Annotated in this window: 21 protein-coding genes; 8 read left to right on the forward strand and 13 right to left on the reverse strand. The window is 67.5% G+C overall.

Annotation, left to right across the window (positions count from 1 at the left end):
• Window positions 1-35 precede the first annotated feature (35 nt).
• A complete protein-coding gene (locus tag N7590_RS08880; protein ID WP_053512069.1) occupies window positions 36-740 on the forward strand; it encodes a molecular chaperone in 705 nt (234 codons plus the stop codon).
• A 147-nt stretch (window positions 741-887) separates the two neighbouring features.
• On the forward strand, window positions 888-1,478 hold the full coding sequence (locus N7590_RS08885; protein ID WP_080376047.1) for an outer membrane beta-barrel protein: 591 nt from the start codon (window positions 888-890) through the stop codon (window positions 1,476-1,478).
• Window positions 1,479-1,541: 63 nt separating this feature from the next.
• Here the strand turns inward: N7590_RS08885 and N7590_RS08890 are convergent, their stop codons facing one another.
• Complete coding sequence (locus tag N7590_RS08890; protein ID WP_164241038.1) at window positions 1,542-3,677, reverse strand: TonB-dependent siderophore receptor; 2,136 nt, start codon at window positions 3,675-3,677, stop codon at window positions 1,542-1,544.
• 303 nt (window positions 3,678-3,980) lie between these two features.
• Between N7590_RS08890 and N7590_RS08895 the strand changes: the two genes are divergently transcribed.
• The 3 genes from N7590_RS08895 to N7590_RS08905 all read left to right on the forward strand — a co-directional run bounded on the left by N7590_RS08895 (window position 3,981) and on the right by N7590_RS08905 (window position 6,610).
• Window positions 3,981-4,565, forward strand: coding sequence for a TetR/AcrR family transcriptional regulator (locus N7590_RS08895; protein ID WP_053512063.1), 585 nt, complete (start codon window positions 3,981-3,983; stop codon window positions 4,563-4,565).
• A 77-nt stretch (window positions 4,566-4,642) separates the two neighbouring features.
• Window positions 4,643-5,731: a crosslink repair DNA glycosylase YcaQ family protein gene (locus tag N7590_RS08900; protein ID WP_164241039.1), complete on the forward strand. Its 1,089-nt coding sequence runs from the start codon at window positions 4,643-4,645 to the stop codon at window positions 5,729-5,731.
• Between the two features lie 108 nt (window positions 5,732-5,839).
• Window positions 5,840-6,610 (forward strand): helix-turn-helix domain-containing protein, encoded by a 771-nt coding sequence (locus N7590_RS08905; protein WP_164241028.1) that lies wholly within the window; start codon window positions 5,840-5,842, stop codon window positions 6,608-6,610.
• A gap of 123 nt (window positions 6,611-6,733) precedes the next feature.
• Here the strand turns inward: N7590_RS08905 and N7590_RS08910 are convergent, their stop codons facing one another.
• From N7590_RS08910 to N7590_RS08920, 3 genes are all read right to left on the reverse strand, one after another.
• Window positions 6,734-7,654 (reverse strand): ABC transporter six-transmembrane domain-containing protein, encoded by a 921-nt coding sequence (locus tag N7590_RS08910; protein ID WP_164241029.1) that lies wholly within the window; start codon window positions 7,652-7,654, stop codon window positions 6,734-6,736.
• 179 nt (window positions 7,655-7,833) lie between these two features.
• Window positions 7,834-8,910, reverse strand: a complete 1,077-nt coding sequence (locus N7590_RS08915; RefSeq protein WP_279935346.1) for an ATP-binding protein — start codon at window positions 8,908-8,910, stop codon at window positions 7,834-7,836.
• Window positions 8,911-8,913: 3 nt separating this feature from the next.
• Window positions 8,914-9,630 carry a response regulator gene (locus N7590_RS08920; protein ID WP_053449841.1) on the reverse strand — a complete coding sequence of 239 codons (717 nt, stop codon included), beginning with the start codon at window positions 9,628-9,630 and terminating at the stop codon, window positions 8,914-8,916.
• A 255-nt stretch (window positions 9,631-9,885) separates the two neighbouring features.
• Here N7590_RS08920 and N7590_RS08925 point away from each other — a divergent pair, with 255 nt between their 5' ends.
• Both N7590_RS08925 and N7590_RS08930 read left to right on the forward strand, forming a co-directional pair.
• Window positions 9,886-11,067: an efflux RND transporter periplasmic adaptor subunit gene (locus N7590_RS08925; RefSeq protein ID WP_164241031.1), complete on the forward strand. Its 1,182-nt coding sequence runs from the start codon at window positions 9,886-9,888 to the stop codon at window positions 11,065-11,067.
• A gap of 2 nt (window positions 11,068-11,069) precedes the next feature.
• Entirely contained in the window at window positions 11,070-13,013 is a 1,944-nt protein-coding gene (locus N7590_RS08930) for a MacB family efflux pump subunit (RefSeq protein ID WP_279935349.1), read from the forward strand.
• 48 nt (window positions 13,014-13,061) lie between these two features.
• Here N7590_RS08930 and N7590_RS08935 read toward each other — a convergent pair whose 3' ends face one another.
• The 8 genes from N7590_RS08935 to N7590_RS08970 all read right to left on the reverse strand — a co-directional run bounded on the left by N7590_RS08935 (window position 13,062) and on the right by N7590_RS08970 (window position 20,890).
• Complete coding sequence (locus N7590_RS08935; protein ID WP_053449839.1) at window positions 13,062-13,463, reverse strand: hypothetical protein; 402 nt, start codon at window positions 13,461-13,463, stop codon at window positions 13,062-13,064.
• 405 nt (window positions 13,464-13,868) lie between these two features.
• The gene (locus N7590_RS08940) at window positions 13,869-15,578 is read right to left on the reverse strand and encodes a diguanylate cyclase (RefSeq protein ID WP_345781931.1); all 1,710 of its coding nucleotides are present in this window, start codon (window positions 15,576-15,578) and stop codon (window positions 13,869-13,871) included.
• A 115-nt stretch (window positions 15,579-15,693) separates the two neighbouring features.
• Entirely contained in the window at window positions 15,694-16,317 is a 624-nt protein-coding gene (locus N7590_RS08945; protein WP_204275159.1) for a DNA-3-methyladenine glycosylase, read from the reverse strand.
• Between the two features lie 220 nt (window positions 16,318-16,537).
• Complete coding sequence (locus N7590_RS08950; RefSeq protein WP_053449832.1) at window positions 16,538-16,795, reverse strand: hypothetical protein; 258 nt, start codon at window positions 16,793-16,795, stop codon at window positions 16,538-16,540.
• Window positions 16,792-18,144, reverse strand: coding sequence for a TFIIB-type zinc ribbon-containing protein (locus N7590_RS08955; protein ID WP_164242882.1), 1,353 nt, complete (start codon window positions 18,142-18,144; stop codon window positions 16,792-16,794). Before N7590_RS08955 ends, N7590_RS08950 begins: the two co-directional genes overlap by 4 nt.
• Window positions 18,145-18,164: 20 nt before the next feature.
• The gene (locus N7590_RS08960) at window positions 18,165-19,304 is read right to left on the reverse strand and encodes an SPFH domain-containing protein (RefSeq protein ID WP_006446992.1); all 1,140 of its coding nucleotides are present in this window, start codon (window positions 19,302-19,304) and stop codon (window positions 18,165-18,167) included.
• 101 nt (window positions 19,305-19,405) lie between these two features.
• Complete coding sequence (locus tag N7590_RS08965; protein WP_164242883.1) at window positions 19,406-20,290, reverse strand: NAD(P)-dependent oxidoreductase; 885 nt, start codon at window positions 20,288-20,290, stop codon at window positions 19,406-19,408.
• Window positions 20,291-20,347: 57 nt separating this feature from the next.
• The gene (locus tag N7590_RS08970; RefSeq protein ID WP_204275158.1) at window positions 20,348-20,890 is read right to left on the reverse strand and encodes a CD225/dispanin family protein; all 543 of its coding nucleotides are present in this window, start codon (window positions 20,888-20,890) and stop codon (window positions 20,348-20,350) included.
• Between the two features lie 188 nt (window positions 20,891-21,078).
• On the opposite strand from N7590_RS08970, the gene N7590_RS08975 reads away from it, so the two are divergent.
• Window positions 21,079-22,554, forward strand: a complete 1,476-nt coding sequence (locus N7590_RS08975) for a helix-turn-helix domain-containing protein (protein WP_345781932.1) — start codon at window positions 21,079-21,081, stop codon at window positions 22,552-22,554.
• A 56-nt stretch (window positions 22,555-22,610) separates the two neighbouring features.
• Here the strand turns inward: N7590_RS08975 and N7590_RS08980 are convergent.
• Window positions 22,611-22,941: hypothetical protein (locus N7590_RS08980; RefSeq protein ID WP_279935361.1), on the reverse strand; the 331-nt coding region annotated here is incomplete at its 5' end.

The following is a 22,941-nucleotide window of genomic DNA, read 5'->3' on the forward strand; positions in this document are numbered from 1 at the left end:
CGTCACAGGCCTCAGCAGGAGAATCTCTCGCGATGATGCGCACTTTTCTGCCGGCGTTGTTCGCCGTGTTGCTGTTGTGCTGCCCGGTGGCGCAGGCGGAAGTGACGGTGGTGGGCACGCGGGCGGTGTTCCCGGCAGGCGCGCGCGAGATCAGCGTCACCCTGAAGAACGAGGGGCAACGCGTATCGCTGGTACAGGCGTGGGTGTCCGATGGAGGTGCTGACCAGCCGCCGGAGGCGTCGAAGGCGCCCTTCGTGGTGGACCGGCCGATGTTCCGCCTGGACCCGGGCACATCACACAGCCTGCGGGTGCGCGGAATCGCGACCGGGGCGCCGGTGGACGCGAAAGAGCATCTGTACTGGTTGAACGTGGTGGATGTGCCGCCGCGGGAGTCGGGCGTGGGCGACAATGTCATCCAGGTGGCAGTGCGCTTCCGCTTGAAACTGCTGTATCGCCCTGAAGGCGTGGGCGCCCCCTCGAATCCGGACGCGCAGGTGAGTGTGCGCGTCAGCGCGGCAGGGCTGGACATAAGCAATGCAGCGCCGCACTACTTCAACGTAGGCGAAGCCACGCTGGAATCGACGGCTGGCGAGCGTGCGCTGGACAGCTTCTACGTCGCACCCGGTGAGACAAAGCACCTTGCGTTCCCGGCCGGGTTCTCCGGCCCGGCTACCGCCATCCGCTACAGCTGGGTGGATGATGATGGCGCACTGCATGCCGAGCGGCGCGAACTGCGTTGACGGGGAAGGGCCTGACGGCACCGAACCGACAGATTCTGATGGATCATGCGTGGACGGTGCTGCTCGTCCCAGAATTCGTCTTCATCCTACAGCCAAGACCCTGAGCACCGCCGAAAGTGGCACTTTCCCAAGAGAGTGCCGCATCTGATGAGCAAGGCGAACCCGCTGATTTCCACCCTTGTCCTCCTGGCCGCAACCGGTATGCCGGCCATCGTCAGCGCATCCGATCATCAAGGGTTGTATCGCTTCGGCAGCCTCGGGGTGGCGACCGTCGAGGCCGAGGCTTCCGCGGCCGGTGCGCGTGTAGAGCGCAATGGCACCGCACCCAGCCTGCGCGCTGGCATCGGCTACCGCTGGAGCCGCCACGTGGCGGTAGAGGCCAACGCGCACACCACGCTGGGAAAGGTGAACCTCGGCAGCCTGGGGGGCGTGCGCAGCTATGGCACCCAGGGTTCGGTACTGGGCATCGTGCCGCTGGGCGATTCGTTCGAACTGTTTGGCAAGCTGTCGGCCGGTATCGAGCGCAACCGGTGGAGCGAGGGCGTGCGGAAGCCGTACACGGTCAGGATGAATCACATGCATCTGGGCCTGGGGCTGGGTGCGCGCTACCGCATCACCAATGCCATGGCAGTCCGCCTGGATGTCGACAGTTTGTCGCAGGGCAGTTACCACGCCGGGCCGGTTCGCGGCGAACTCAGCCTGGGGTCGGCCACGCTGGGCCTGCAGTATCAGTTCTGAGTAGAGAGCCGAGCCATGCTCGGCTCGGCTCCACCGTAGATCCACGCCATGCGTGGATGCTTTTCAGAAGTCCATCGTCGCAGATAGCAACACGGTCCTCGGCGCGCCCAACGCCAGGCTCGACAACAACGGCATGCCCCAGTACGCCTTGTTGGTCACGTTGTTCACGCTGGCCCGCAACGCCAGCGGCCGGCCGGCCAGCGCGGTGCTGTAGCGCGCACCCACGTCGAACAACGTACGCCCCGGCACCGACAGGCGGTTGTCGGCACTGATGTACTGCTTCGACATCGCAGTGGCATTGCCGGTCAGGGTCAAGCCCTCCAGCACCGGCACATCCCATTCCACGCCCAGCTTGGCCTGGCGCTGTGCCACAGCAGTCGCAATGCGGCCTTCATTCACGCCGCCTGCGGTGCGGGTCAACTTGGGCTGCACGTAGGCCACGCCACCCATCAGGCGCAGGCCATCCAGCGGTGCGCCGAAGAAGCCCCATTCCATGCCCCGGTTCCGCTGCTCGCCGCCGAACGAGAAGATATTCGTGACCGGGTCGGTGTAGCTGCTCGGCCGCTTGATCTCGTACACGGCGAAGGTGTGCGCGAAGCGGCCCAGGTCCAGCTTCAGGCCCAGCTCTTTCTGCTTGGTGCGGAACGGGGCAAACACATCACCGGCATTGGCGGCGGTCATCGGCGCGGTGGCACCCTGGCTGAGGCCCTCGATGTAGTTGGTGTAGAGCGAAACCTTGTCCGTGGCCTTCACCAGCAGGGCGAAGGCCGGGGTGGTAGCACTCTCGTCGTAGCGCGAGGTGCGCGCGCCAGTGGCCACGCTGAAGGTTTCGCTCAGCACCTGCTGGCGGCGCACGCCCACGGTCAGCTGCACGCGGCCATCGGCGAAGGACAGCGTATCGGCGAAGCCGATGCTGTCCAGCTTCAGCTCGGTGTGCGAAATGTGCGGTGCCACGAACGGCGCCGCCGGCCCCCACACCGGGTTGTACAGGTTGGTGGTCCAGTCCCAGCCGGGCACGCTGCGGCGGCCATAGTCGTTCTGGGTGTGCTGGTAGTGGGTCACGTTGGCGGCCCACTGGTGGCCGACGCTGCCGGTGTGGAAGCGGCCGCGCAGGCCGGCATCACCGGACTGTTTCCTGATGTCGAAGGCGAGCTGGCCGATCACCGTGGTGAAGTCGCCGGCCGGGTTCAGCACCTGCGCGCTGATCGAACCGTTGTAGCGGTAGTCGGTCTTGCTGGTGCCATAGGCCAGGTAGGCCATCAGGTTGTCGTTGATGTCCAGTTCGCCGCGCAGCATCGCGCCCTTGTCGCGGCTGTCGACGTAGGCCCAATCCGGGTTGATCAGGGTATCGCCACGCGGTGGCCGCGGAATGGCGACGCCCGGCGCCAGGCCAACGCCACGTGCCGGGCCATCGACGCGGTCGTCGGCGCTGTACAGATCGGCGGAGATGCGCGCGCGCGCGCCGCGCCAGTCCAGTGCCAGCGCCCCCAGCTGCACCTTCTTGCTCTGCTTGCCCACGGCGCCGTCGCCATCACGGTAGGCACCATTGAAGCGGATGCCGAACTGCTTGTCGGCGCCCAGCCGGCGGCCGAGATCCACATGGGTGCCGAACTGCGCATCGGAGGCGAAGTTGGCGCTGACCCGCAGCAGCGGCTGCTCGCCCGCGCGCTTGGGCACCAGGTTGACGCTGCCGCCGACCGAGCCGCCCGGCGGCATGCCGTTCAGCAGTGCGGACGGGCCCTTCAGCACCTCGATGCGCTCGAACATTTCCGGCGAGGTGCGGTAGTACGGCGCCATGCCGCTGAGCCCGTTGAAGGTGGTGTCGCTGGTGCTGGAGGCAAAACCACGGATCGAATAGTTCTCGCTCCACGAACCGGTCACGCCGTTGCTGAATACCGTGGGGTCGGTCGCCGCGATGACGTCGGTCAGGTCCCGGGCCTGGCGGTCGCGGATGAAGGCCTCGGTATAGCTGACGGTGCTGAACGGTGTGTCCATGAAGTCCTTGTCGCCGAGCAGGCCGACGCGGTTGCCGGAGGCTACCTGGCCGCCGGCATAATCGCCGGTCACCCGGCGCTGTTCCTGCACCTGCACCGAGGGCAGGGTGGACGGCGCCGAGTCGGCCAGCGCAGCGAACGAGGCCAGCAGGCCCAGCGCCAGCGCCGACACGCGGTAGCGCCGGGCAGCGCCCGGCGGATGCATCGGCACGCGGGAACCACCCCCGGCCGGACGAAGGATCGAAGAGCGAACGAACTGCACGGTCATGCCAGATTCCTGTGAATCGCAGGTGCGAACGCGCCTGGCGCGCTGCCATCGGCAAGCACGGGGAGAGGGCGCAGCGCAGGGTTGTCGGCTGGGTGGGGACCTGGCGGGAAGTGAGCCACGGGCTCGATTCCGGCGTGCGTCGTGATTGCGAACCAGACGCATTCCGAATTAGTTGAGTAAATTAAACTAAATTGCAGGGTGCGGACAAGAGGGTCCATTTGCTGGCACGCTCACTACGGTATGAACATGCACACCGAGATCCCGGCGCCGGCCCGTGGCCGCCCGCCCACCATCACCCCCGATCGCCTGGCCGACATCGGCATCAAGCTGGGCCTGCCGAACCTGACCATGGCCAACGTGGCCGCCGAACTGGCGGTGAGCCAGGCTGCGCTCTACAAACGCGTGGCCAACCTGGAGGCGCTGAAGCGGCTGGTGGCCGATACCGTGTTCCAGCGCTGGCAGATCCCGCGCGCCTCGGCCGACGCGCCGGGTGGGCTGGAGGCCTATCTGATGGGTTTCGTGGCATCGCTGTGCCAGGTGGTGAAGGCCCACCCCGGGCTGCCGCCGTACCTGCTGCGACGCGCGGTGGCGACCGCGCCGATGCTGGACAAGATCGCCTCGCACCAGGCGCATGTGGCCGAAGTGTTCGGCCTGCCGCTGGACAAGGCGCGCTGGCTGCTGGCCACGATTGCGTTCTACTGCATTGCCGGTGCAGACACGATCTACGCGATTGCCGATGACGAAGAGGGGCAGGTGATCACCGAGTTCAGGCAGGGCATGCGTGCGCTGGTGATCGGCTCGCTGGAGGTGCTGCAGCTTCGCTAGATCAACGCCGCGCGTGGATGCAGTTACACGGTTCGCCACGGCCCCATCCACGCATGACGTGGATCTACAATGCGACCATGCCTGCCACCCCCACCCTCGTTGATCTGCGCCGCTACGCGGTGGCGCGCACGCTGTTCAAACCCACCACGCTGCTGAGCGCGATCCGCCGCCTGGGCTTCGTGCAGGCCGACCCGATCCGTGCGCCGGCACGCGCGCAGGATCTGACCCTGCGCCATCGGGTGAAGGACTATCGCGCAGGGGATCTGGAGCGGCGCTATGCGCGCCTGCCGGTGGAGGAGGATTGCCTGGTGAACTATGGCTTCCTGCCGCGCGAGCACCTGGCGCTGATGCATCCGCGCGTGTCCAGGCGCGCATGGGACGCCGAAACCCAGCGACGCGCGGCGGACGTGCTGGCCTTCGTGCGCGAGCGCGGCAGCGTGCACCCGCGTGAGGTCGACCAGGCTTTCGCGCACGGCAGGGTAACCAACTACTGGGGCGGCACCAGCAATGCCAGCACCCATCTGCTGGATGGCATGCACTACCGCGGCCTGCTGCGCGTGCAGCGGCGGGACAGCGGCACGCGCATCTATGCGGTGGCCGACCACGCCGAAGCCGATGCCAGTGAACAGGCGCAGATTGAACGCGCCGCTGCCCTGATCGACCTGGTGGTACGCAAGTACGCGCCGCTGCCCTCGGCCAGCCTGACCTACCTGGTGCGCCTGCTGGGCTATGGTGCACCACATCTGGCCGAGCAGACCCGCAAGGCACTGGGGCTGGCCAGGCAGCAGCTGGCCAGCTGCACGCTGGAAGGCACCACCTGGTACTGGCCGGCGGGTGAGAATCCGCGTTCGCGCCGCCATGCGCCGGACGAACAGGTGCGCCTGCTGGCGCCGTTCGACCCGGTGGTGTGGGACCGCCGTCGCTTCGAGCTGCTGTGGGGTTGGGTCTACAAGTTCGAAGCCTACACGCCTGCGCCGAAGCGCCAGTATGGCTACTACGCACTGCCGGTACTCTGGCACGACCAGGTGGTGGGCTGGGCCAATCTCAGCGTGCGCGACGGTGAGCTGGCATCGAGCGTGGGCTATGCCGGCAGGTCGCAGGCCCGCGACAAGGTGTTTCGTGGCGCGCTGGACGACGAGCTGCAGCGCATGGCTGCATTCCTGTAGCGACAGGCTCGCGCCCGGCGGCGCTGCAACTCGTAAGGGTACGATGGAACGCGGTACCACTGCCCATGACACTGTCGAGCGTAGTCGGGCAGTGGGCAGGTGGTGTGCATGGGTATCGGACTGGGTGGTGCGTCGGCGTCGATGGTTGCCGGGGCCGCTTACTCGCTGAGCGCGCTGCAACCGGCCTGCTGCCTGCATCGGCCGTGCGCGTTCATCGATGCGGATCCGGACGCGGCGCCCGACCCGGTACTGATTACCGAACTGCGCGGCATGATCGAGCATGTGGGCCCGTTCCACGCCGGTGAGTACATCCACCGCATGGGCGAGCCCATCCAGGGCGTCTGCGAGGTGCGCTCCGGCGCGGTGAAGACGGTGGTCGATGATCGTGACGGCGGCGAGCAGATTCTGGGCTTCACGCTGCCGGGCGAGTTGCTTGGCTTGAACGGTGCGCAGGGGGCACGCCATCCCAGCAGCGCAGTGGCACTGGAGACGGTCCATCTGTGCCGGATGCCTTTTTCAGCGCTTGCCGACGTGGCGAGGCGTTTCCCGCGCCTGCAGCTGCGCCTGTTTTCCCTGCTGAGCCGGGAGATCGGCAAGGCCGCGCTGCTGGCGGCCAACTGCCGGGTTGAGGAGCGACTGGCGCTGTTCCTGCTCGACATGTCCGCGCGCTACCGGCGCCGGGGCCTGTCGCCGGTCCGCTTCCGGCTGCCGATGGCGCGCTCGGAGATCGCCAACCATCTGCGCATGGCACCGGCCACCGCCAGCCGCGCATTGCGCAGGCTGAGCGATGAGGGCCTGATCCGGTTGCAGCAGCGCGAGGTGCATCTGCTGCAGCCTGAAGCGTTGGCCGCAATGGCCTCCTGGAGCGTGGGCGATTGACGCGTGGCGGCCGGTTGGCGCCGGAATGCATCGGTGCGCACCAAGGTGGGCAGCTACCGGAACAGCGGTAGTCGCCAACCTTGGTTGGCGCTGGGACGCATCGATGCCAACCAGGATGGGCAGCTACCGGTCTTGCTCCACATCATCCATGCCCGGGCTGACCCGACGGCCGATGTCCTTCAATCGCGCCAGCTGGTCGACCATCGACGGCGCATCATCCAGGCTGCCGACAAACGTCCACAGGTAGGTCATCACTGCATACACATGGCCCGGGGTCACCCCGTCGGTGGTGGCGAGTCGGCCGATGGTCAGTGCGAACAGCACCGCCGCCGCTGCACCGACCACCACGAAGGCGCCGGCTTCGCGGTCGGACAACAGGATGCGCAGCCGCGACAGCGTGGTGTAGTGGCGGCGCAGCACCGAGGGGCTGACCCGGTCGACCAGGCGGATCTCATGTTCCAGCCGGTTGTTCAGGCGTCCATGCAGCTGCTCGTTGCGGCGCGCGAACGATGGCAGCAGCAACAGCGCACCCAGCAGCGCGACCAGGCTGGCGGCGCCGACCAGGGGCTCGATCGCCAGCAGCATCGCGGCGGCGCCGAACATCGACACCAGCGCGGTGGCGATGATCGGCACGTGCTTCTCGAAGAAGTCGACGAATTCGCGCGCCAGCACCACGCGTGCGGCAGAGGTGGAGGTCGCCTGGCCGAGGCGCCGCTGCGCCTGCACCACATTCACTGCCAGGTCGGCATAGATGCGGGTGAAGGTTCGCGTATCCACCGCACGGCGGGCGGCACCGACCAGCCAGAACAACAGCACCACGCCGGCATAGGAGAGGGCGTGGCCGATGTCGCCGCGGATGATCGCGTCCACCGCGAAACCGGCGAACAGCGGGTAGGCCAGCAGCAACGCGTTCTCAAGCGCGACCAACGAGAACGTGCCGGTGAGCTGCCAGGGGTAGGTACGAAGTATCGCTTTCAGGGTGGCGGCCGCATTCTGCTGGCCGATGCTGCCGGCGGCGGCCGCCGGATCGTGGGGGTGTTTCATCGGGATGCCTGGAGGGGACGGAGACAGGGCAGGGGATGGATGCCTGTCATCTCCCCGGTCATGCCCAGTATCGGCAGCCGTTTGGAGCGGGCATGGAGGGACGATGGAGATCGCGTGGAGAAAACCGCGGTGTTCAGCGGCGGGCGTGGCTCCCGCCAGGCTGGGCCGCTACCAGAGCTTCAACGCCGTGCGTGCACCGGCCAGCGCAGTTCGAATGAACTACCGCCACGCTCGGTGGCGCGGCAGCGCGCTGTTCCGTGATGGGCCACGGCAATCGCGCGCACCACCGCCAAGCCCAGCCCGGAGCCACCGCTCTGCCGTGAACGTGAGACGTCGGTGCGCTGGAACGCTTCGAAGATGCTGTCGCGCAGTTCGTCTGGCACACCGGGGCCGCCGTCTTCCACGGCCACGGTGCAATGGCCTTCGGCCAGCGTGACGCGCACCCGCAGCGGGCAGGGAATGGCATGGCGGCGTGCGTTTTCCAGCAGCGCCAGCACCGCCTGGCGGATGCGCGCCGGATCACAATCGGCCAGCGCCGGGCGCGCCTCCAGTGTTACCGAGAAGCCACTTTCGGTGAGTGCCTCGGACATGGCTTCGACCACCGCCGCCACCTGCACGCTGACATCGCTGCGCTGCAGCCGCAGGTCCAGGTGGCCGCTCTCGGCCAGGCTGACCACGCGCAGGTCCTCGATGATGCGGGTCAGGCCCTCCAGCTGGGTGAGCATGCTGTTGAACTGTTCCGGCCCCGGTTCGAACACGCCCTCGGCGATGCCCTGCAGGCGGCCGCGCAGGATGGTCATCGGTGTACGCAGTTCGTGTGCGATCGCCGCGTTCCAGAACACCCGGTTCTCGGACATGCGGCTGAGGCGCTCGGCCATCGAGTTGAAATCGCTGACCAGCGTGGCCGCTTCGGCCATCGTGGTGCCACCGCCGCGCGCACGCGCGTCCAGATCGCCGCTGGCCACCCGGCGCAGGCTCTCGGCCACCGAATTCAATGGGGTGATGATGCGCCGGGTCAGACGCGAGGCGACCAGCGTAGCGAAGATGACGACCACGCTGGCGGTCAGGCCGATCCACAGCCATTCAAGGCCGGACGGCATGATGGTTTCCGGCTGGTCATACCAGCGCGGATAGAACACCTCCATCAGGTAGTAGAACAGGTAGAAGCCACTGATCGACAGCACCGTCGAGCACAGCGAGGCGACCGTGATGGACAACGTGATCTGGCGTCCGATGCTCTTGCCTTTGGGGTTCATCATTCAGTCCAGGAAGCGGTAGCCGACGCCGCGGATGGTGGCGGGAATGCCGATCACGCCCACGTCCTCCAGCTTGCGCCGCAGTTTGCTGACATGACTGTCGACGGTGCGTTCCTGGGTATCGCCCTCGGGCAGGCAGGCATGCAGCAGGTCCACCCGCGCATGCACCTGCCGGGGCGCGCGGGCCATGTGCACCAGCAGGCGGAACTCGGTGAGGGTGAAGGTCAGTGCATGCTGCTGCTCGCCGCTGCGCACGGTCACCTCGTGGCTGCGCAGGTCGATCTCGAACGGCCCCTGCCGGATCAGCCCATTGGGTTCTTCGGCCACCGTCCTGGCACTGCGGCGCAGTACGGCCTGGATGCGTGCCACGATCTCGGCCGGATTGAACGGCTTGGCTACGTAGTCGTCGGCGCCCACGCGCAGGCCGGTCAGTTTGTCCACATCCTGGTCGAGCGCGGTGAGCATGATCACCGGGGTGTTGCCACGCCGGCGCAGTTCGCTCAGTACCTGCCAGCCATCCAGCCGCGGCATCTGCACGTCCAGCAGCACCAGGTCCGGGCGCAGCTGGCGGTGGGCGGCGAGGGCGGCTTCGCCGTCGGCGGCACGGGCGCTGCGCAGGCCGGAACGGTCGAGGTAGGCGCCCAGGATGTCGGCGATCTCGCCTTCATCCTCGGCAATCAGCACCAGCGGTGGCTGGCGGGTACGGAGGGCGTGTTTCATTGCGTGATGCGCAGCGTTGCGGTGGCGGCCAGTCGGCGAGGCCGACGAGGCTAGCGGCCGTTGATGGAGACTCGGTCGAGATTGTGTCGAGATTTCATGGACACGCGCGGCGACGTTCAGCTGCGGGCCGCCTGCCTGAACGGCGGCGCCCTCTCCACGCAATCTCCATGCTGGCTGCAGAAGACGTCCACACGCGGCCACCAGACTGGGGGCTCAGCGGTCGCACCGGGCGACTGCGTGCAGCTGGGCCTTTCGATGAGCAAGCGCAGGATCTGGATCATTGTTGCCGCCGCGGCCACGTTGGCTGCCGGCGCCGCCGCGTGGGTACTCGCCGAGGGCGACGAGGCCGCGCTGATCACCGCGCCGGCCCGGGTGGCCGATCTGGAAAAGACCGTGCAGGCGGTGGGCCGGGTCAATCCGAAGGAGCTGGTGGCGGTAGGCGCGCAGGTGTCCGGGCAGGTCAAGCGCCTGCATGTGGTGCTGGGCCAGCGCGTGCAGGCCGGCGACCTGATTGCCGAGGTCGATTCACAACCACAGCGCATCGCGCTGCGCAGCGCCGAGGCCGCCACCAGCACGCTGCGTGCCCAGCACACCGCCAGCCAGGCCCGCTACGTGCAGGCCAGCCGTGTGTTCGAGCGGCAGTCGCAGCTGGTGGCGTCGCGGCTGGTGTCGCAGGAAGGGTTTGAAACCGCACGGGTGGCCCGCGATGCTGCCCGTGCCGACGTGGCCGCGTTGCAGGCACAGATCGACCAGGCGCTGACCCAGGTGGAAACCGCGCGGATCAACCTGGGCTACACCCGCATCGTTTCGCCCACTGATGGGTACATCGTGGCGATTGTCACCAAGGCCGGGCAGACGCTGAATTCGATGCAGACCACGCCGACCATCGTGATGCTGGCGCAGATGGACACGATGACGGTGCGCGCCGAGATCGCCGAGGCCGATGTGGAACTGGTGGCGCCAGGGCAGCCGTTGTGGTTCTCGACACTGGGGCCGAGCGGACGCCGCTATGAATCCCACCTGCAGCAGCTTGAACCCGCGCCGTCCTCGATTGCCGAGGCGGCCACCGGCAGTGCGGGCGGCGCTGCACAGACGCCGAAGGCGGTGTACTACGCCGGCCTGTTCGATGTGGCCAACCCGGGCCTGGCGTTGAAGCCATCGATGACGGTGAAGGTGACCCTGCAGCTGGCGCGGGTGGCCAATGCGTTGCAGGTGCCGCTGACGGCGCTGACCGAGTCGGACGACACACGGGGCCAGCGCGCCACCGTGCAGGTGGTTGATGCCAAGGGGCGCGTGCGCGAACGTGCAGTGACCACCGGCCTGCGCACCGCCACCACCGTGCAGATCCTGACCGGCCTGCGCGAGGGCGAAAACGTGGTGGTCGGCCAGGCGCCCAGCGGCGCCGACGCCGAGCCGACCAGCCTGCTGGGAATGTGAACATGGCCGACGCACTGCTGGAACTGCGCGGGGTGTCGCGCGCCTATCGCTCCGCCGCCGGTGAGGTGGTGGTGCTGAAGGACGTCTCGCTGCGCATCGATGCCGGTGAGTTCATCGCCATCATCGGCCCGTCGGGATCGGGAAAATCGACGCTGATGAACATTCTCGGCTGCCTCGACCGGCCGACCGAGGGCAGCTACCGGGTGAACGGCGAGGCCACCGAGCAGATGGCGCCGGATGCGCTGGCGCGGCTGCGCCGCGAGCATTTCGGTTTCATCTTCCAGCGCTACAACCTGATGGAGAACCTGAGCGCCACCGAGAACGTGGCGCTGCCGGCGGTGTATGCCGGCGTGGATGCAGATACGCGCACTGCCCGTGCACGCTCGCTGCTGGAAACACTGGGCCTGGGCGAGCGCACCGCGAACCGGCCGAGCCAGCTGTCCGGCGGCCAGCAGCAGCGCGTGTCCATCGCGCGTTCGCTGATGAATGGCGGCGCCATCGTGCTGGCCGATGAGCCGACCGGCGCGCTGGACCATGCCAGTGGCCAGCAGGTGATGGCCGAGCTGAAGCGCCTGCACGCGCAGGGCCATACGGTGATCCTGGTGACGCACGACGCCGCGATTGCGGCCAACGCCGCGCGGGTGATCGAGATCGCCGATGGCCGGGTGGTGGCCGACCGGGGCGAACGCAGGACGCAGGCCGCGCACTCCGCACGTGCATCCGAACACGAACCTGCGCCGCGTGCCGAACGCCGCGCACGGGTGGACGCAGTGCGCGAGGCGGCGCGGATGGCCGTGCGTTCTATGCTGGCCCATCGCCTGCGCACGCTGCTGACCATGCTTGGCATCATCATCGGCGTTGCGGCGGTGGTGACCGTGGTGGCGCTGGGCAAGGGCGCGCAGGCTCAGGTCGAGTCGCAGATCAACGAGCTCGGCGCCAGCACGTTGGAGATCTACCCCGGCGCCGATTTCGGCGACCCGCGCTCGGCGGAGATCGAGACACTGGTGGTGGGCGACGCCGACCACCTGGCCGCGTTGAGTTACGTGGACAGTGTCAGCCCCAACCTGAGCGGATCGGTGGCGGCGTTGCAGGGCAGCCGTCGCGCCAATACCCAGGTGCTGGGCGTAGGCGCGGATCTGCCGCGCGTGCGCGGGCTGCGGCTGAAGGCCGGTCGCTTCTTCAGCGCTGACGAAGTGGACGCACATCGCGCCGTGGGCGTGGTCGACCAGAAGGCTGCGAAGGCATTGTTCGCCGGTAACCCCATCGGCAGCACGGTGCTGCTGGGCGGCATGCCAGTGGAGGTGATCGGCGTGGTGGGGGCGAATGCCTTTGCCGGCGGCGCAACGCCCACCGTGTACGTGCCGTACACCTCGGCCGCTTCGCGGCTGCTGGGCAGCCAGCGCCTGGAGAGCATCACCGTGCGCGTTCGCGACAACGTGCCCACCAACGCCGCCGAGGCCTCGCTGGCGGCCGAGCTGCAACGCCTGCATGGGCGCCGCGACTTCTTCATCTACAACGCCGACCAGATCCGCAAGGCGGTGATGAAGTCCAGCCAGACCATGGCCGCACTGGTCTCCGCCATCGCGGCGGTGGCGCTGGTGGTGGGCGGGGTGGGGGTGATGAACATCATGCTGGTGTCGGTGAAGGAACGCGTGCGCGAGATCGGCGTGCGGCTGGCGGTGGGCGCACGCCAGGGCGACATCCTGCGCCAGTTCCTGATCGAGGCGGTGCTGATCTGCCTGTTCGGTGGCGTGCTCGGCGTGCTGTTCGCGTTCGCGGTGGGGGCGTTGTCCAGCCTGCTGTCGCTGGGCGTGCCGTTCCTGTTCACTGCGGGGCCGGTGCTGGCCGCGCTGGCGTGCTCGTCGGCGATCGGGCTCGGCTTCGGCTACTTCCCGGCACGCAGTGCGGCGCAGCTGGACCCGATCCAAGCGCTGGCGGCGGAATGACGCCATGTGCGACGGTGGGTAGCGCCGGGCCGTGCCCGGCGCCATCGCTCAGGCCGCGTAGACCTGCGTGTCCACATATTCCGACAGGCCCCTGCACGCCAGCAGCAGGCCCTCGCGTACGTCGTTGCCCACCTGTTGCGCCTCTTCGCCATCCACGCGCACGCGCTCGCTGGCATGCAGCAGCTCCAGCAGCACGGTGAGCCCGGCGTTGGCGCGGTTGATGCGCGCCAGCGCCACGCATTGCCCCGGTGCGCGCCCCTTGCGCTGCAAGGGCTGGCCGTCGGCCGCTTCCACGTCGCGGATGCGTTGCAGGCAGTCCAGCAGGGTGATGCCGTTGGCGGCGGGATTGGCGGCGAGGGTGGTTTCCAGCGGCTCGGCGAGGGTGTCGGGCAACTGGCTGGCGACATCACCGAGGGTGGCGAACAGGTACGGGTAGCGGTCGGCGCTCATGGCGGTTTCCTTATGCGTTACGCGAAGGAGCCACCCTGCTTGACAGCAAGGGTGGCGGACGGTGCGTGGTTGCAATACCGGCGACTAACGTTGCCAAAGCTCCGGCGGGCACGAGGCCCCCACGTACCGCCCGCCATAGATGCGCGGACAGATTGCCTGCCGGCGCCATCCAGAGGGAATGGACGACGCCGACAGGCAAGCGTAAACAACATTAGTCAAACGGGATTGCAAGCCCGTGCCACCCGTTGTCGGTGGCTGGATATGATTTGCATGCAGCGCCTTGGCTGCCAATGAGAATAGTTGGAAAGTTCGAAATTATTGGAATTTAGATGCACCCGCGCAGCGAATGATCGAGGCGTGCCAATCACGACATTGCGTGCGATGCAGCGTAGCGTGTGTGGCGCGTCAGGAAGCCGGTCGAGGATGCCTGCGCACACGTGCGCGTTCGCGATACAACCGGCTGTCGGCACGCTGCAGGGTATCGCCCACTGATTCGCCAGGCGTGTGGTGCGTCGCACCGAGTGAGAACGGCGTCGGCGACTGTGCCGCATGTTGCAGATACCACTGTTCCAGCACCGCCAGCCGCCCCGTGTCCGGGGTGATCAACACCACCATGAACTCGTCGCCGCCCATCCGCAACACGTTCTCCGCCGCACCCAGCGGCGAGCGCAGGAAGGCGGCGAACTCCACCAGCACGGTATCGCCGCGCGCATGGCCCTGGGTGTCGTTGATCTGCTTGAAGTGATCGAGGTCGAACATCAGGCAGGCCCACGGCTGGTCGGCCAGCTCGTCCAGCCGTGGCAGGAAGCGGCGGTTGTAGCTCTGGGTGAGCGGGTCCTTGAAGGACATCTCGCGCAGCTGTTGTTCCTGCATGCGCAGCGCGGTGACGTCCTGCGCGTGGCCCAGCACATAGGGTGGGCTGGCCTCGCTGTCGAGCACGTTGTGGTACGCCCAGAAGTGGCGGGTGCCATCGGCGGCGATCAGCTCGATCACGCCGGCATCGGTGTGGTTGACCGCGATGCGGGCGAGGTACGCCTTGAACGCAGCGTGCTTCTCCGGTGGCATCAGGTCGCACAGGCTGCGCCCGATCATGTAGCTCTCATCGAAGCCCAGCGATTGCACCGCCGCCGGATTCACCGAGGTCAGCACGCCTTCCAGCGTGTGCGTGCAGATCAGCCCCAGGCTGTAGTGGAACAAACGCCGATAGCGGGTTTCGCTGGCTTCCAGCGCATCCAGTGCGGCGCGTTCTTCGGTGATGTCCTGGATGGCGCCGACCAGCCGCGGGCGCCCATCGACCTGCTGCCGGCCGCCGACGACGCGGGTCCAGATGTCGCGGCCGTCGGCGGTGGTCATCGGTAGCTGCACTTCCCAGGAGGTGCCTTCGTCGATGCAGCGCTGCACGGCGGTGCGGATGATGTTGCGGCTGTCTTCGCGATAGAACGACAGTGCGGTTTCCAGGGTGGGCTCGAAGGTGCTGCGCACGCCGTGGATCAGCTTGGTCTCGCGGGTCCAGCGTACCTCGTTGCTGGCCAGGTCCAGTTCCCAGCCGCCCACCCGCGCGGCGCGGTTGGTGCGTTCCAGGAAATCCTCGCTGCGCTTCAGCTCGCGGTGCAGGGCCTTGGCCTGGCCGACCTGCGCCATCAGCGTGCTGCGCTGTTCCAGCACCTGCGTGGTGACCCGGGCCAGATGCACCATCAGTTCGCGCTGCGACGGCGACAGCACGCCGGGCATCGGGTCGAGCAGGCACAGCGTGCCGATACGCGCACCGTGCGCCGAGCCCAGCGAGATGCCGGCGTAGTGGCGGATGCGGGGGCCGCCGGTGACCAGCGGATTGCTGGCAAAGCGCGGGTCCTGGCGGGCGTCTGGAATCTCGAACAGCGCATCCTGCTGGATGGTGTGCGTGCAGAACGAGATTTCGCGTGCGGTCTCGCTGACCCCGTCCAGCCCGATGTTGGCCTTGAACCACTGGCGTTCGTCGGCCACTACCGAAATCAGCGCCATGGTCATGCCGGTGGCGGCACGAGCGGCAGCCACGATGGCGTCAAACACGGGTTCCGGCGGGGTGTCCAGCAGGTGCAGCCGGTCAAGTTCAAGCAGTCGTTCGGCTTCGTCCATGGCGCTTTTCAGGGCTGGGTGGCGAGGGCGGCTTCGGCGGCTGTCAGGCACTACGCTAGTGCGTACCGCGTTATGTATCGCCACGACCGGGTGATGCCAACGTGAGGCAGCGGTGTCAGCGCTTGCGGGGCGAGCGGGCGGGGCGCACTGAAACGTGACGGTGGTCGCGAACGTGCCAGCGCCACGGAAACTCCACGGCGCGCGTGATGCCGATACGCGGGCCGACCACCGGGTCGAGCGGGGGCGCGGTGCCATCGCTGGCGATGACGATGCCCTGGTTGCCGGTGACCAGATCGGCACCGTCGAAGCGGCGGTCCAGCCCGAACGCCTGGGAGAGTTTGCCCGGGCCGCTGGCCAGATCGTGGTCGCGCCTGGCAGCCGGGCGCAGTTCGCGCATGTACTCCAGCCCGGCCAGCGGCTCGGCGGCACGCAGCAGCACGGCCACCCCTTCGCCGATCCCGCCACACACCACATTGCTGCCCCAGTGCATGCCGTAGGTGAAGTAGACGTACAGGTGCCCGGCTTCGCCGAACATGCTGGCGGTGCGCGGGGTCGGCCCGCGGTAGGAATGCGCGGCCGGGTCCACGCTGCCGGCGTAGGCTTCGACCTCCACGATGCGGGCCGCGCGTCCATCGTCGCGCACCAGCAGCTTGTTGAGCAGCTCCGGCGCAACCTCGGTGGACGGGCGCTGGTAGAAGCGGCGGGGGAGAATCTTCCAGTGCGGGGGCAATCCATCCAGCACGGCAGGGGCGGGCTCTGCGGGAGAAGCCAGCAGTGTGACGGCCTGCCAGTGAAGCTGCCGGCCAGCGACCGGCACTACCGTTTCATCGGCGGGCAGGCAAGCGGCACGGTGCAGAGGCGGGGTAGTGCCGGCCGCTGGCCGGCAATCCTGCGGTGCCCGGGTCGTTGCTGGTGCCGGCCAGCGGCCGGCACGCCCCGCAGCCAGGCATGGCCTGGCTCTACCGATCGGGCTTTACCCGTGCAACCCGTATCCGGTACTGGTACACGTTGTCGCCTTCGATGCGCGTGGCCTCGGTGCCACGCACCTGGCCCACCTTCTGGTTGGAGCCGGTGACCGGTTGTGCCTTGACCTCGGTCTCGTGCTCGAAGGAATGCGATTTGTCGCTGTTGCGGTAGTAGCGGTACAGCGCCCAGTACAGCGCAGTTGCGCCGGCCGGACCTGCCGCCAACAGCCAGAGGCCGCTATCGTCGCTCATGAGGTTGCCATCAGGATGAGGATTGCCAGTGCTTCGATGACCGTGCCGGCGGTCAACGCCGCCAGCAGCATCTTCCATTGCTGCACGGGCACGCTGCCCATGGTTTCGCCGGTACGGCCGTTCACTGCGATGTAGTGCAGCATGCCGCCGTTCTTGCCGGGCTGGTGGTACGAGTACAGCCAGACCGGCAGGTACATCGATACCCAGCGGGTGCCATGTACTTCCAGCTGTTCCTGCTCCCAGCGCACGCCACGGTTGTAGCCGCGCACCGAAGATTCCACCTGCGAGCGCGCAATGGACAGCAGCTGGTCTTCCAGTCGTGGCCGCAGCTTCTCCACGTCCAGGTTGCGCTTCTCGGAGGTGAAGCCCGCCAGATACGAGGCATTCCACTTCACCGCGTTCTTGGTGTCGAACGGCAGGATGGTGTTGATGATGTTGTTGGTGTTGGTGCGGACATCCAGGTTGCCGCGCTCGGCGGAGGATTCCAGCGGCAGATCGTCAACGGTGAAGTCGACCTGGCGCTCGATCTGATAGATGTCGGCGTCATAGACGGTGCGCTTGTTCTTCTCGCTGCCCACCGTGTACTGGCGGGTCTGGATCTCGCCCTTGCCGGCCACGGCCGCGCTGGCATTGCCGTCGACGATCATGTAGGGCAGGAACACGCCCACCACGTTTTCCGGGGTGAACTCCTGCTTGAACGCCTTCAGCGCGAACATCCTGCGCTTGTCGACGAACTGGCGGATGCGCGCGACCGCATCGTCCTTCCTGATATGGAAGGGAAGGACGGCATCGGGCACCGCGCCGTTGCTGATCTGTTCGTTGACGCCGAACACATGGCGGCACCAGTGGCAGCGCGCCGTCATCGTGCTTTCGGTATTGACCGTGACCTCGGCGCCACAGCCGGTGCACTTGAAGGTCATCAGCGCCGAGGTGTCGGCGTCGATGTCACGCGCGCCGGAGGCGATGACGGTGCCACGCAGCTGGTCGATGGCTTCGCCCAGCCCGAATTCCTCCTCGACCCGCGCGCCATGCCATTCGTGACGGCAGTACAGGCAGACCAGGATGTCGGTGCCGGCCTTGGGCCGGATGTCGGTGGCGCCGCACTTCGGGCAGCGGTTGAGGCCGTCCTTCAGCTCGCTGGCCGAGGTGTCGATGGCCACCGGGTCAGGGGCCTCCACTTCATCGCGGATAGCCTGTGGCAGCGTCGAGGTATCCAGCGGGAAGCTGCCGGGCAGGGGAGGGACGTCCTGCGGGGAACCCGGTCCATTCAACGTCGCCGCCGGCAAGGGCGGCGGCGTCGCGGGCGCGGATCCGGGCAGCGGCGGGGGGCCGTTTCGGGGATCGGACATGTTCGTTGCGTGTCCTGCCGTTACAGGCCCAGTGCCTTGGCCTTCAGGGCGTCGTAGTCGCTCTGGGTGATCAGGCCCAGGTCCAGCATCTCCTTGGCCTTCTTCAGCTTGGCCACCGGATCGTCCGCGGCCGGCGTCACCGGCTGCTGCATGCCGCCGACACCGAACATGCCCGAGGCCATGCCGACACCGACCAGGCCTGCCGCACCGCCGTTCTCGCCGGCCGACTGGATGCCCTGGGCGACGCTGGCCTGCAGGTTGGAGTTGCCGCGCGAGCCGGACAGCGCATCGGCGCGCTGCACGGTCTTCAGCAGTTCACGGGTGTTGGCGTCGTACTCGATGGAAACGATGGCGGTCTTGACGATGGCCAGGCCACGATCGCTCTGCCACTGATACGCCTGCTCGACCGCAGCGGACAGGCTCTGCGCGAAGCCGATCGAATCCTGCTGCAGCTTGGTGATGCGGTTGCCCTTGCCCGGATCGTTCGTATACAGGCTGAAGGCCGGGGCCAGCGAACCGACCACTTCATTGAACAGCTGGCTGGCGGCGGCGTTGTCCAGGTCGGTGAAATCGAACACCTGGCCCGGCTGCAGGTAGCTGGCCGGCACGAAGTTCTTCACGAACAGGATCGGGTCGACGATCTTCAGCGTGTACGAGCCACGGGTGACCGCGCCGACCTGGGTGTTGAGGAAGCCGTCGTCCCAGTAGATCTCCGACTGGGTACCGAACCGGTTGTCCGGCAGTTCCTTCAGCGACACGAAGTAGGCGGCCTGCTGCGAGCCCGGCTGGCCGCCGAACTTGAAGCGTTCCCAGCTCTGCTTGATGAAGGTGCTGACCAGGCCGTCGCCGGCAAAGATCGACTGCGAGTTCAGATCGTCCGAGCGCCACTCGTAGCCGCCCGCCTCGGCGACGAACGCGGTGATCGCGCCATCCTGGAACAGCAGCAGGCCGTAGCCTTCCGGCACAACGATCTTCGAACCGTTGCTGATGATGTTGGACGAGCCGCTGGTGTTGGAGCCGCGGCCGGCATTGGTGCCGCGCGGCACCGCTGCGAACAGGGCCGCCGTGGACGGCAGGCCCGTGGGCACGGTGTAGAAGTCCTTCCACTGGTCGGCCAGCACACCGCCAACCGCACCCTTCACCGCCTGTACCAGACCCATGTCCAACTCCCTGTGATTCGAGGGCAGGCACCGTGCCTGCCGAGCGTGGCTGAATATAGCAGCGGCTGGGGACGGCAGGAGTGCCGGAAGATGAATCCGGGTCAGCGCCGGCCGGCAGCGCCCGGCCTGGCGCGGACCACCTCCAGCACGGCGGCCATGTCCAACGCGCCCAGACCTGCGTGCTCTGCCTGTGCGAACAAGGCATCGCTGGCCTCGATCAGCGGTGCATGCATGCCTGCCTCGCGTGCAGCGGCGGCCACCAGCGCGCTGTTCTTGTGTACATCGGTGATCGATGCCTGCACGGCAAAATCACCACGGGCCATCTTGTCCAGCTTGATCCGTGACACCTCACTGGCCATCGGCCCGGCATTGAGCACCTGCGCGAAGCGTTCCAGCTCGATGCCGTGGGCTTCGGCGAAGTGCACGGCTTCGGCCAGGCCGGTGACCAGCGTGATCAGGTACAGGTTCACCGCCAGCTTCATGCGCAGTGCGGACGGCACACTGCCACAGCACACCGTCTGCCGGCCCATCGGTGCCAGCAGCGGTGCCGCCACAGCGAGATCGGCATCGGTGCCGGCCAGCAGGATGACCAGTTGCGCCGCTTCGGCCTGCACACGGGAGCCGGAGACCGGCGCTTCCACGTAACGGCCACCCGCGGCACGGATCTGTTCGCCCAGCGCCTGCGAATACGCCGCCGAACTGGTGCCCATGTTGATCAGCAGGCGGCCGCGCACGCGTTCGCCGAACGCGCTGCCCTGTCGATCGAGCACGCTGTCGATGGCGTCGTCGTTGGCCAGCATCAGGATGAGGGTTTCGCAGGCTGCGAATACGTCGTGCAGCTGCTCACGGACCTCGACGCCTGCGGCACGCGCGGCGGCGTGGTTGCGGCCGGAGCGGGACCAGCCCAGCACGGCATGGCCCGCCCGCGCCAGATGGCTGGCCATGGGGGTTCCCATGACGCCCAGGCCGATGAATCCCAAAGGCATGGCTGGCTCCAGAGCAGGACAGGACGCCCATCATGCCGCAGACCGGCGCTGCGTGGCTCAGCCAGCTGCGCGCAGGATCAGTGCATACCCCACCAGCAGCAGGACACACAGCGGCAGCGTGACGAATGAAGCGATCATCCAGCGCAGCGCCTTGCGCGATGCCACCGTGGCCGGGCCGATCTGGCCGGCGGCGAGCAGCGATGACGTGCGGTTGGCGTAGACGGTGGCGACGATGCCGAAGGGCCAGAAGCCACCGAAGATACTCAGGATCGCCCACATCAGATAGTTTTTGGGGGCTGCCGGGTTAGTGTGTTCCATACGTTGAATCTCCTTGGTTGGGCGCGGATTATGCCGCCCGCTGGCGGCGCCGGGATACGGGTCCGGTGCTGCACGCTGCCCATATATCGCTGGCGCCGCGCCACGGCCCGCGGAAAGCACGATTTCCTGGTGGTGCAGGGGCCCGCCGACCGGTGAATGTGGCGCGGCGATCTGGATATTCACGTGATTATCATCACGTTTCTCTTGAAGCTCCCATTCGATAATCGGAAATGCCGGCGCCGTGAAGGCGTTGGGGAATCCGGATCCGTCCGACGTCCGCATCGTCGACCCACCGACGGCAACCCCCTGGGGGCATGGGGGCGGACAGCGTGCGCGTTGATCTGCGTGTGCAGCGGCTGGCGCGAGGCGCGGCGTAGGCATCGCAGCATCACGCAATGAAGCCAGACGCTAGGCATTGCGCGATCGCCCGGTGCAGCAGCACCGGGGCGCCATTCGCAAGGGGAGTTTCAATGCACAGGCAAGTCAGTCAGATGTTGCAGCGCGCCTATCGACCGTACCGGTCCTTGCCCGACCTGCTGGGCGCGTTCATCAAGGAGTTTTCGCAACACCATGCGCTGCGTGGCGGACGTGTCCATCTGCGTGGACCGGGTGCGGCCCCTGGCCAGGACGCGTCGCTGGAGGCCGGCCAGCGCCTGCCGATCCGCTACGGCGGCGAGGTACTCGGCGAGCTGCAGCTGGAAGGCGAGGCGGGTGGACTGGACAGCAGCGCGCTGGCGCTGGGTGAAGCGTTCGCGCATCGATGCGCACATCTGATCAAGCGCTATGAAGCGCAAGCCTGGGCCGAACAGGCCCTGAGCCGCCCGTTGCTGCTGGTCGGCGCCTGCGACGCGTTGAAGCGGATGGAGGAGTTCGTCGAGCGCGCTGCCGCCAGCCAGTTGCCGGTGCTGCTGCGCGGCGAATTCGGCACCGAGAAGATGGAACTGGCCGCGGCCCTGCACAGCTGCGGTCCGCGGCGGCGGGGGCCGTTCGTCGAGGTCAACTGCGCCCACCCACAGGAAGCGCCTGCGGACTGGTTCGCGCGCGCCCGTGGCGGCAGCCTGTACTTCCACGAGGTGGATGAGCTTCCGGTTCCCTTGCAGGCGCAGCTCTCGCATTGCATCCGCGAGCTGGAGACCGCCACGGTCCAGTCCGGCCAGGCCCGCGCGATCCGGGTGATCGCCTCCACCAGTGCCGACCTTGAGCAGCGTGTGCGCGAGCGGCAGTTCTCGCGGGCGCTGCTGGCCGGGCTGGAGTTCCTCACCGTGGACATTCCCCCGTTGCGCGAGCGCAGCGACGACATCGACGCACTGGTGGCGCGCTCGCTGCAGATGCATGGGTTCAACCCGCAGGTCATCAGCGAGGACGTGCTGGACGCGCTGCGTAGCCATGACTGGCCCGGCAACCTGCTGGAGATGGAACGGGTGGTGGTGCGCCTGGCGGTGATGACCGGCGGGCGCAGCATCCGTCGTGAGGACCTGCTGCGGCATGCGCCTGGCCTGATGCTGGGCGAAGCGGCGGTGGACGCGGAACGTCCGTTGCCCGAGGGGGAGACGCTGCAGGCGGTCGGGGCCGCAGCGCAGGCTGCGGCTTCGACGGCGCCTGCGCCGTCGCACGACGGCCTGCACGATGGCCTCAAGCGCGCGCTTGCCTACCTGAAGGATCATGCGGCCGAGCCGGTCACGCTGGGCGATCTGGCGCGCCAGGCGCATGTGAGCCAGTCGCACCTGGGCTTCCTGTTCCGCAGCGAACTGGGCACCACCTTCAAGCTGCTGCTGCAGCAGCAGCGCATCGAACACGCCAAGCAGCTGCTGCGGGGCGGGCAGCGCCTGCGCATCACCGATGTCGCATTGCAGGTCGGCTTCGGCGACCTCAGCCACTTCGAGAAGAGCTTCCGGCGCCTGGTCGGGGTCAGCCCGCGCAGCTACCGGCGCATACCGGAACAATGAAAAACCCCGGCGCAGGTTCAGGCCTGCCCGGGGTGTGCGCATCACCGCAGCGGACGCTACCTGGCGTTCGCTTCGGCGGCCCTGCGTACGGCTTCCTCGGCGGCCTCATCGGCGCGCCGCGCGGCTTCGGCGGCGGCTTCGACGGCCTGCTGGGAGACCATCATCGCCTGGCGGATGCCTTCCTCGCTTGCTGCCATCGCGGCGTCGGCCAGTTCCTGCGCAATCTGCATGGGGGTTTTGCCGCCGGGACGGTCCGGCGTGGGGAATGGAGAGGGTGGGATCGGGAAGGTCATCGCAGGAACTCCTTCTGGGGCTGGGGAGGAGGAGCCGTCGTTGCGCTCCCCCAGGATGTGGCGCAATGCCGCCTGGGCATCGGCCAGGATCTTC

Origin of the sequence: Stenotrophomonas sp. GD04024, assembly GCF_029837545.1 — a bacterium.
Lineage (GTDB): Bacteria > Pseudomonadota > Gammaproteobacteria > Xanthomonadales > Xanthomonadaceae > Stenotrophomonas > Stenotrophomonas forensis.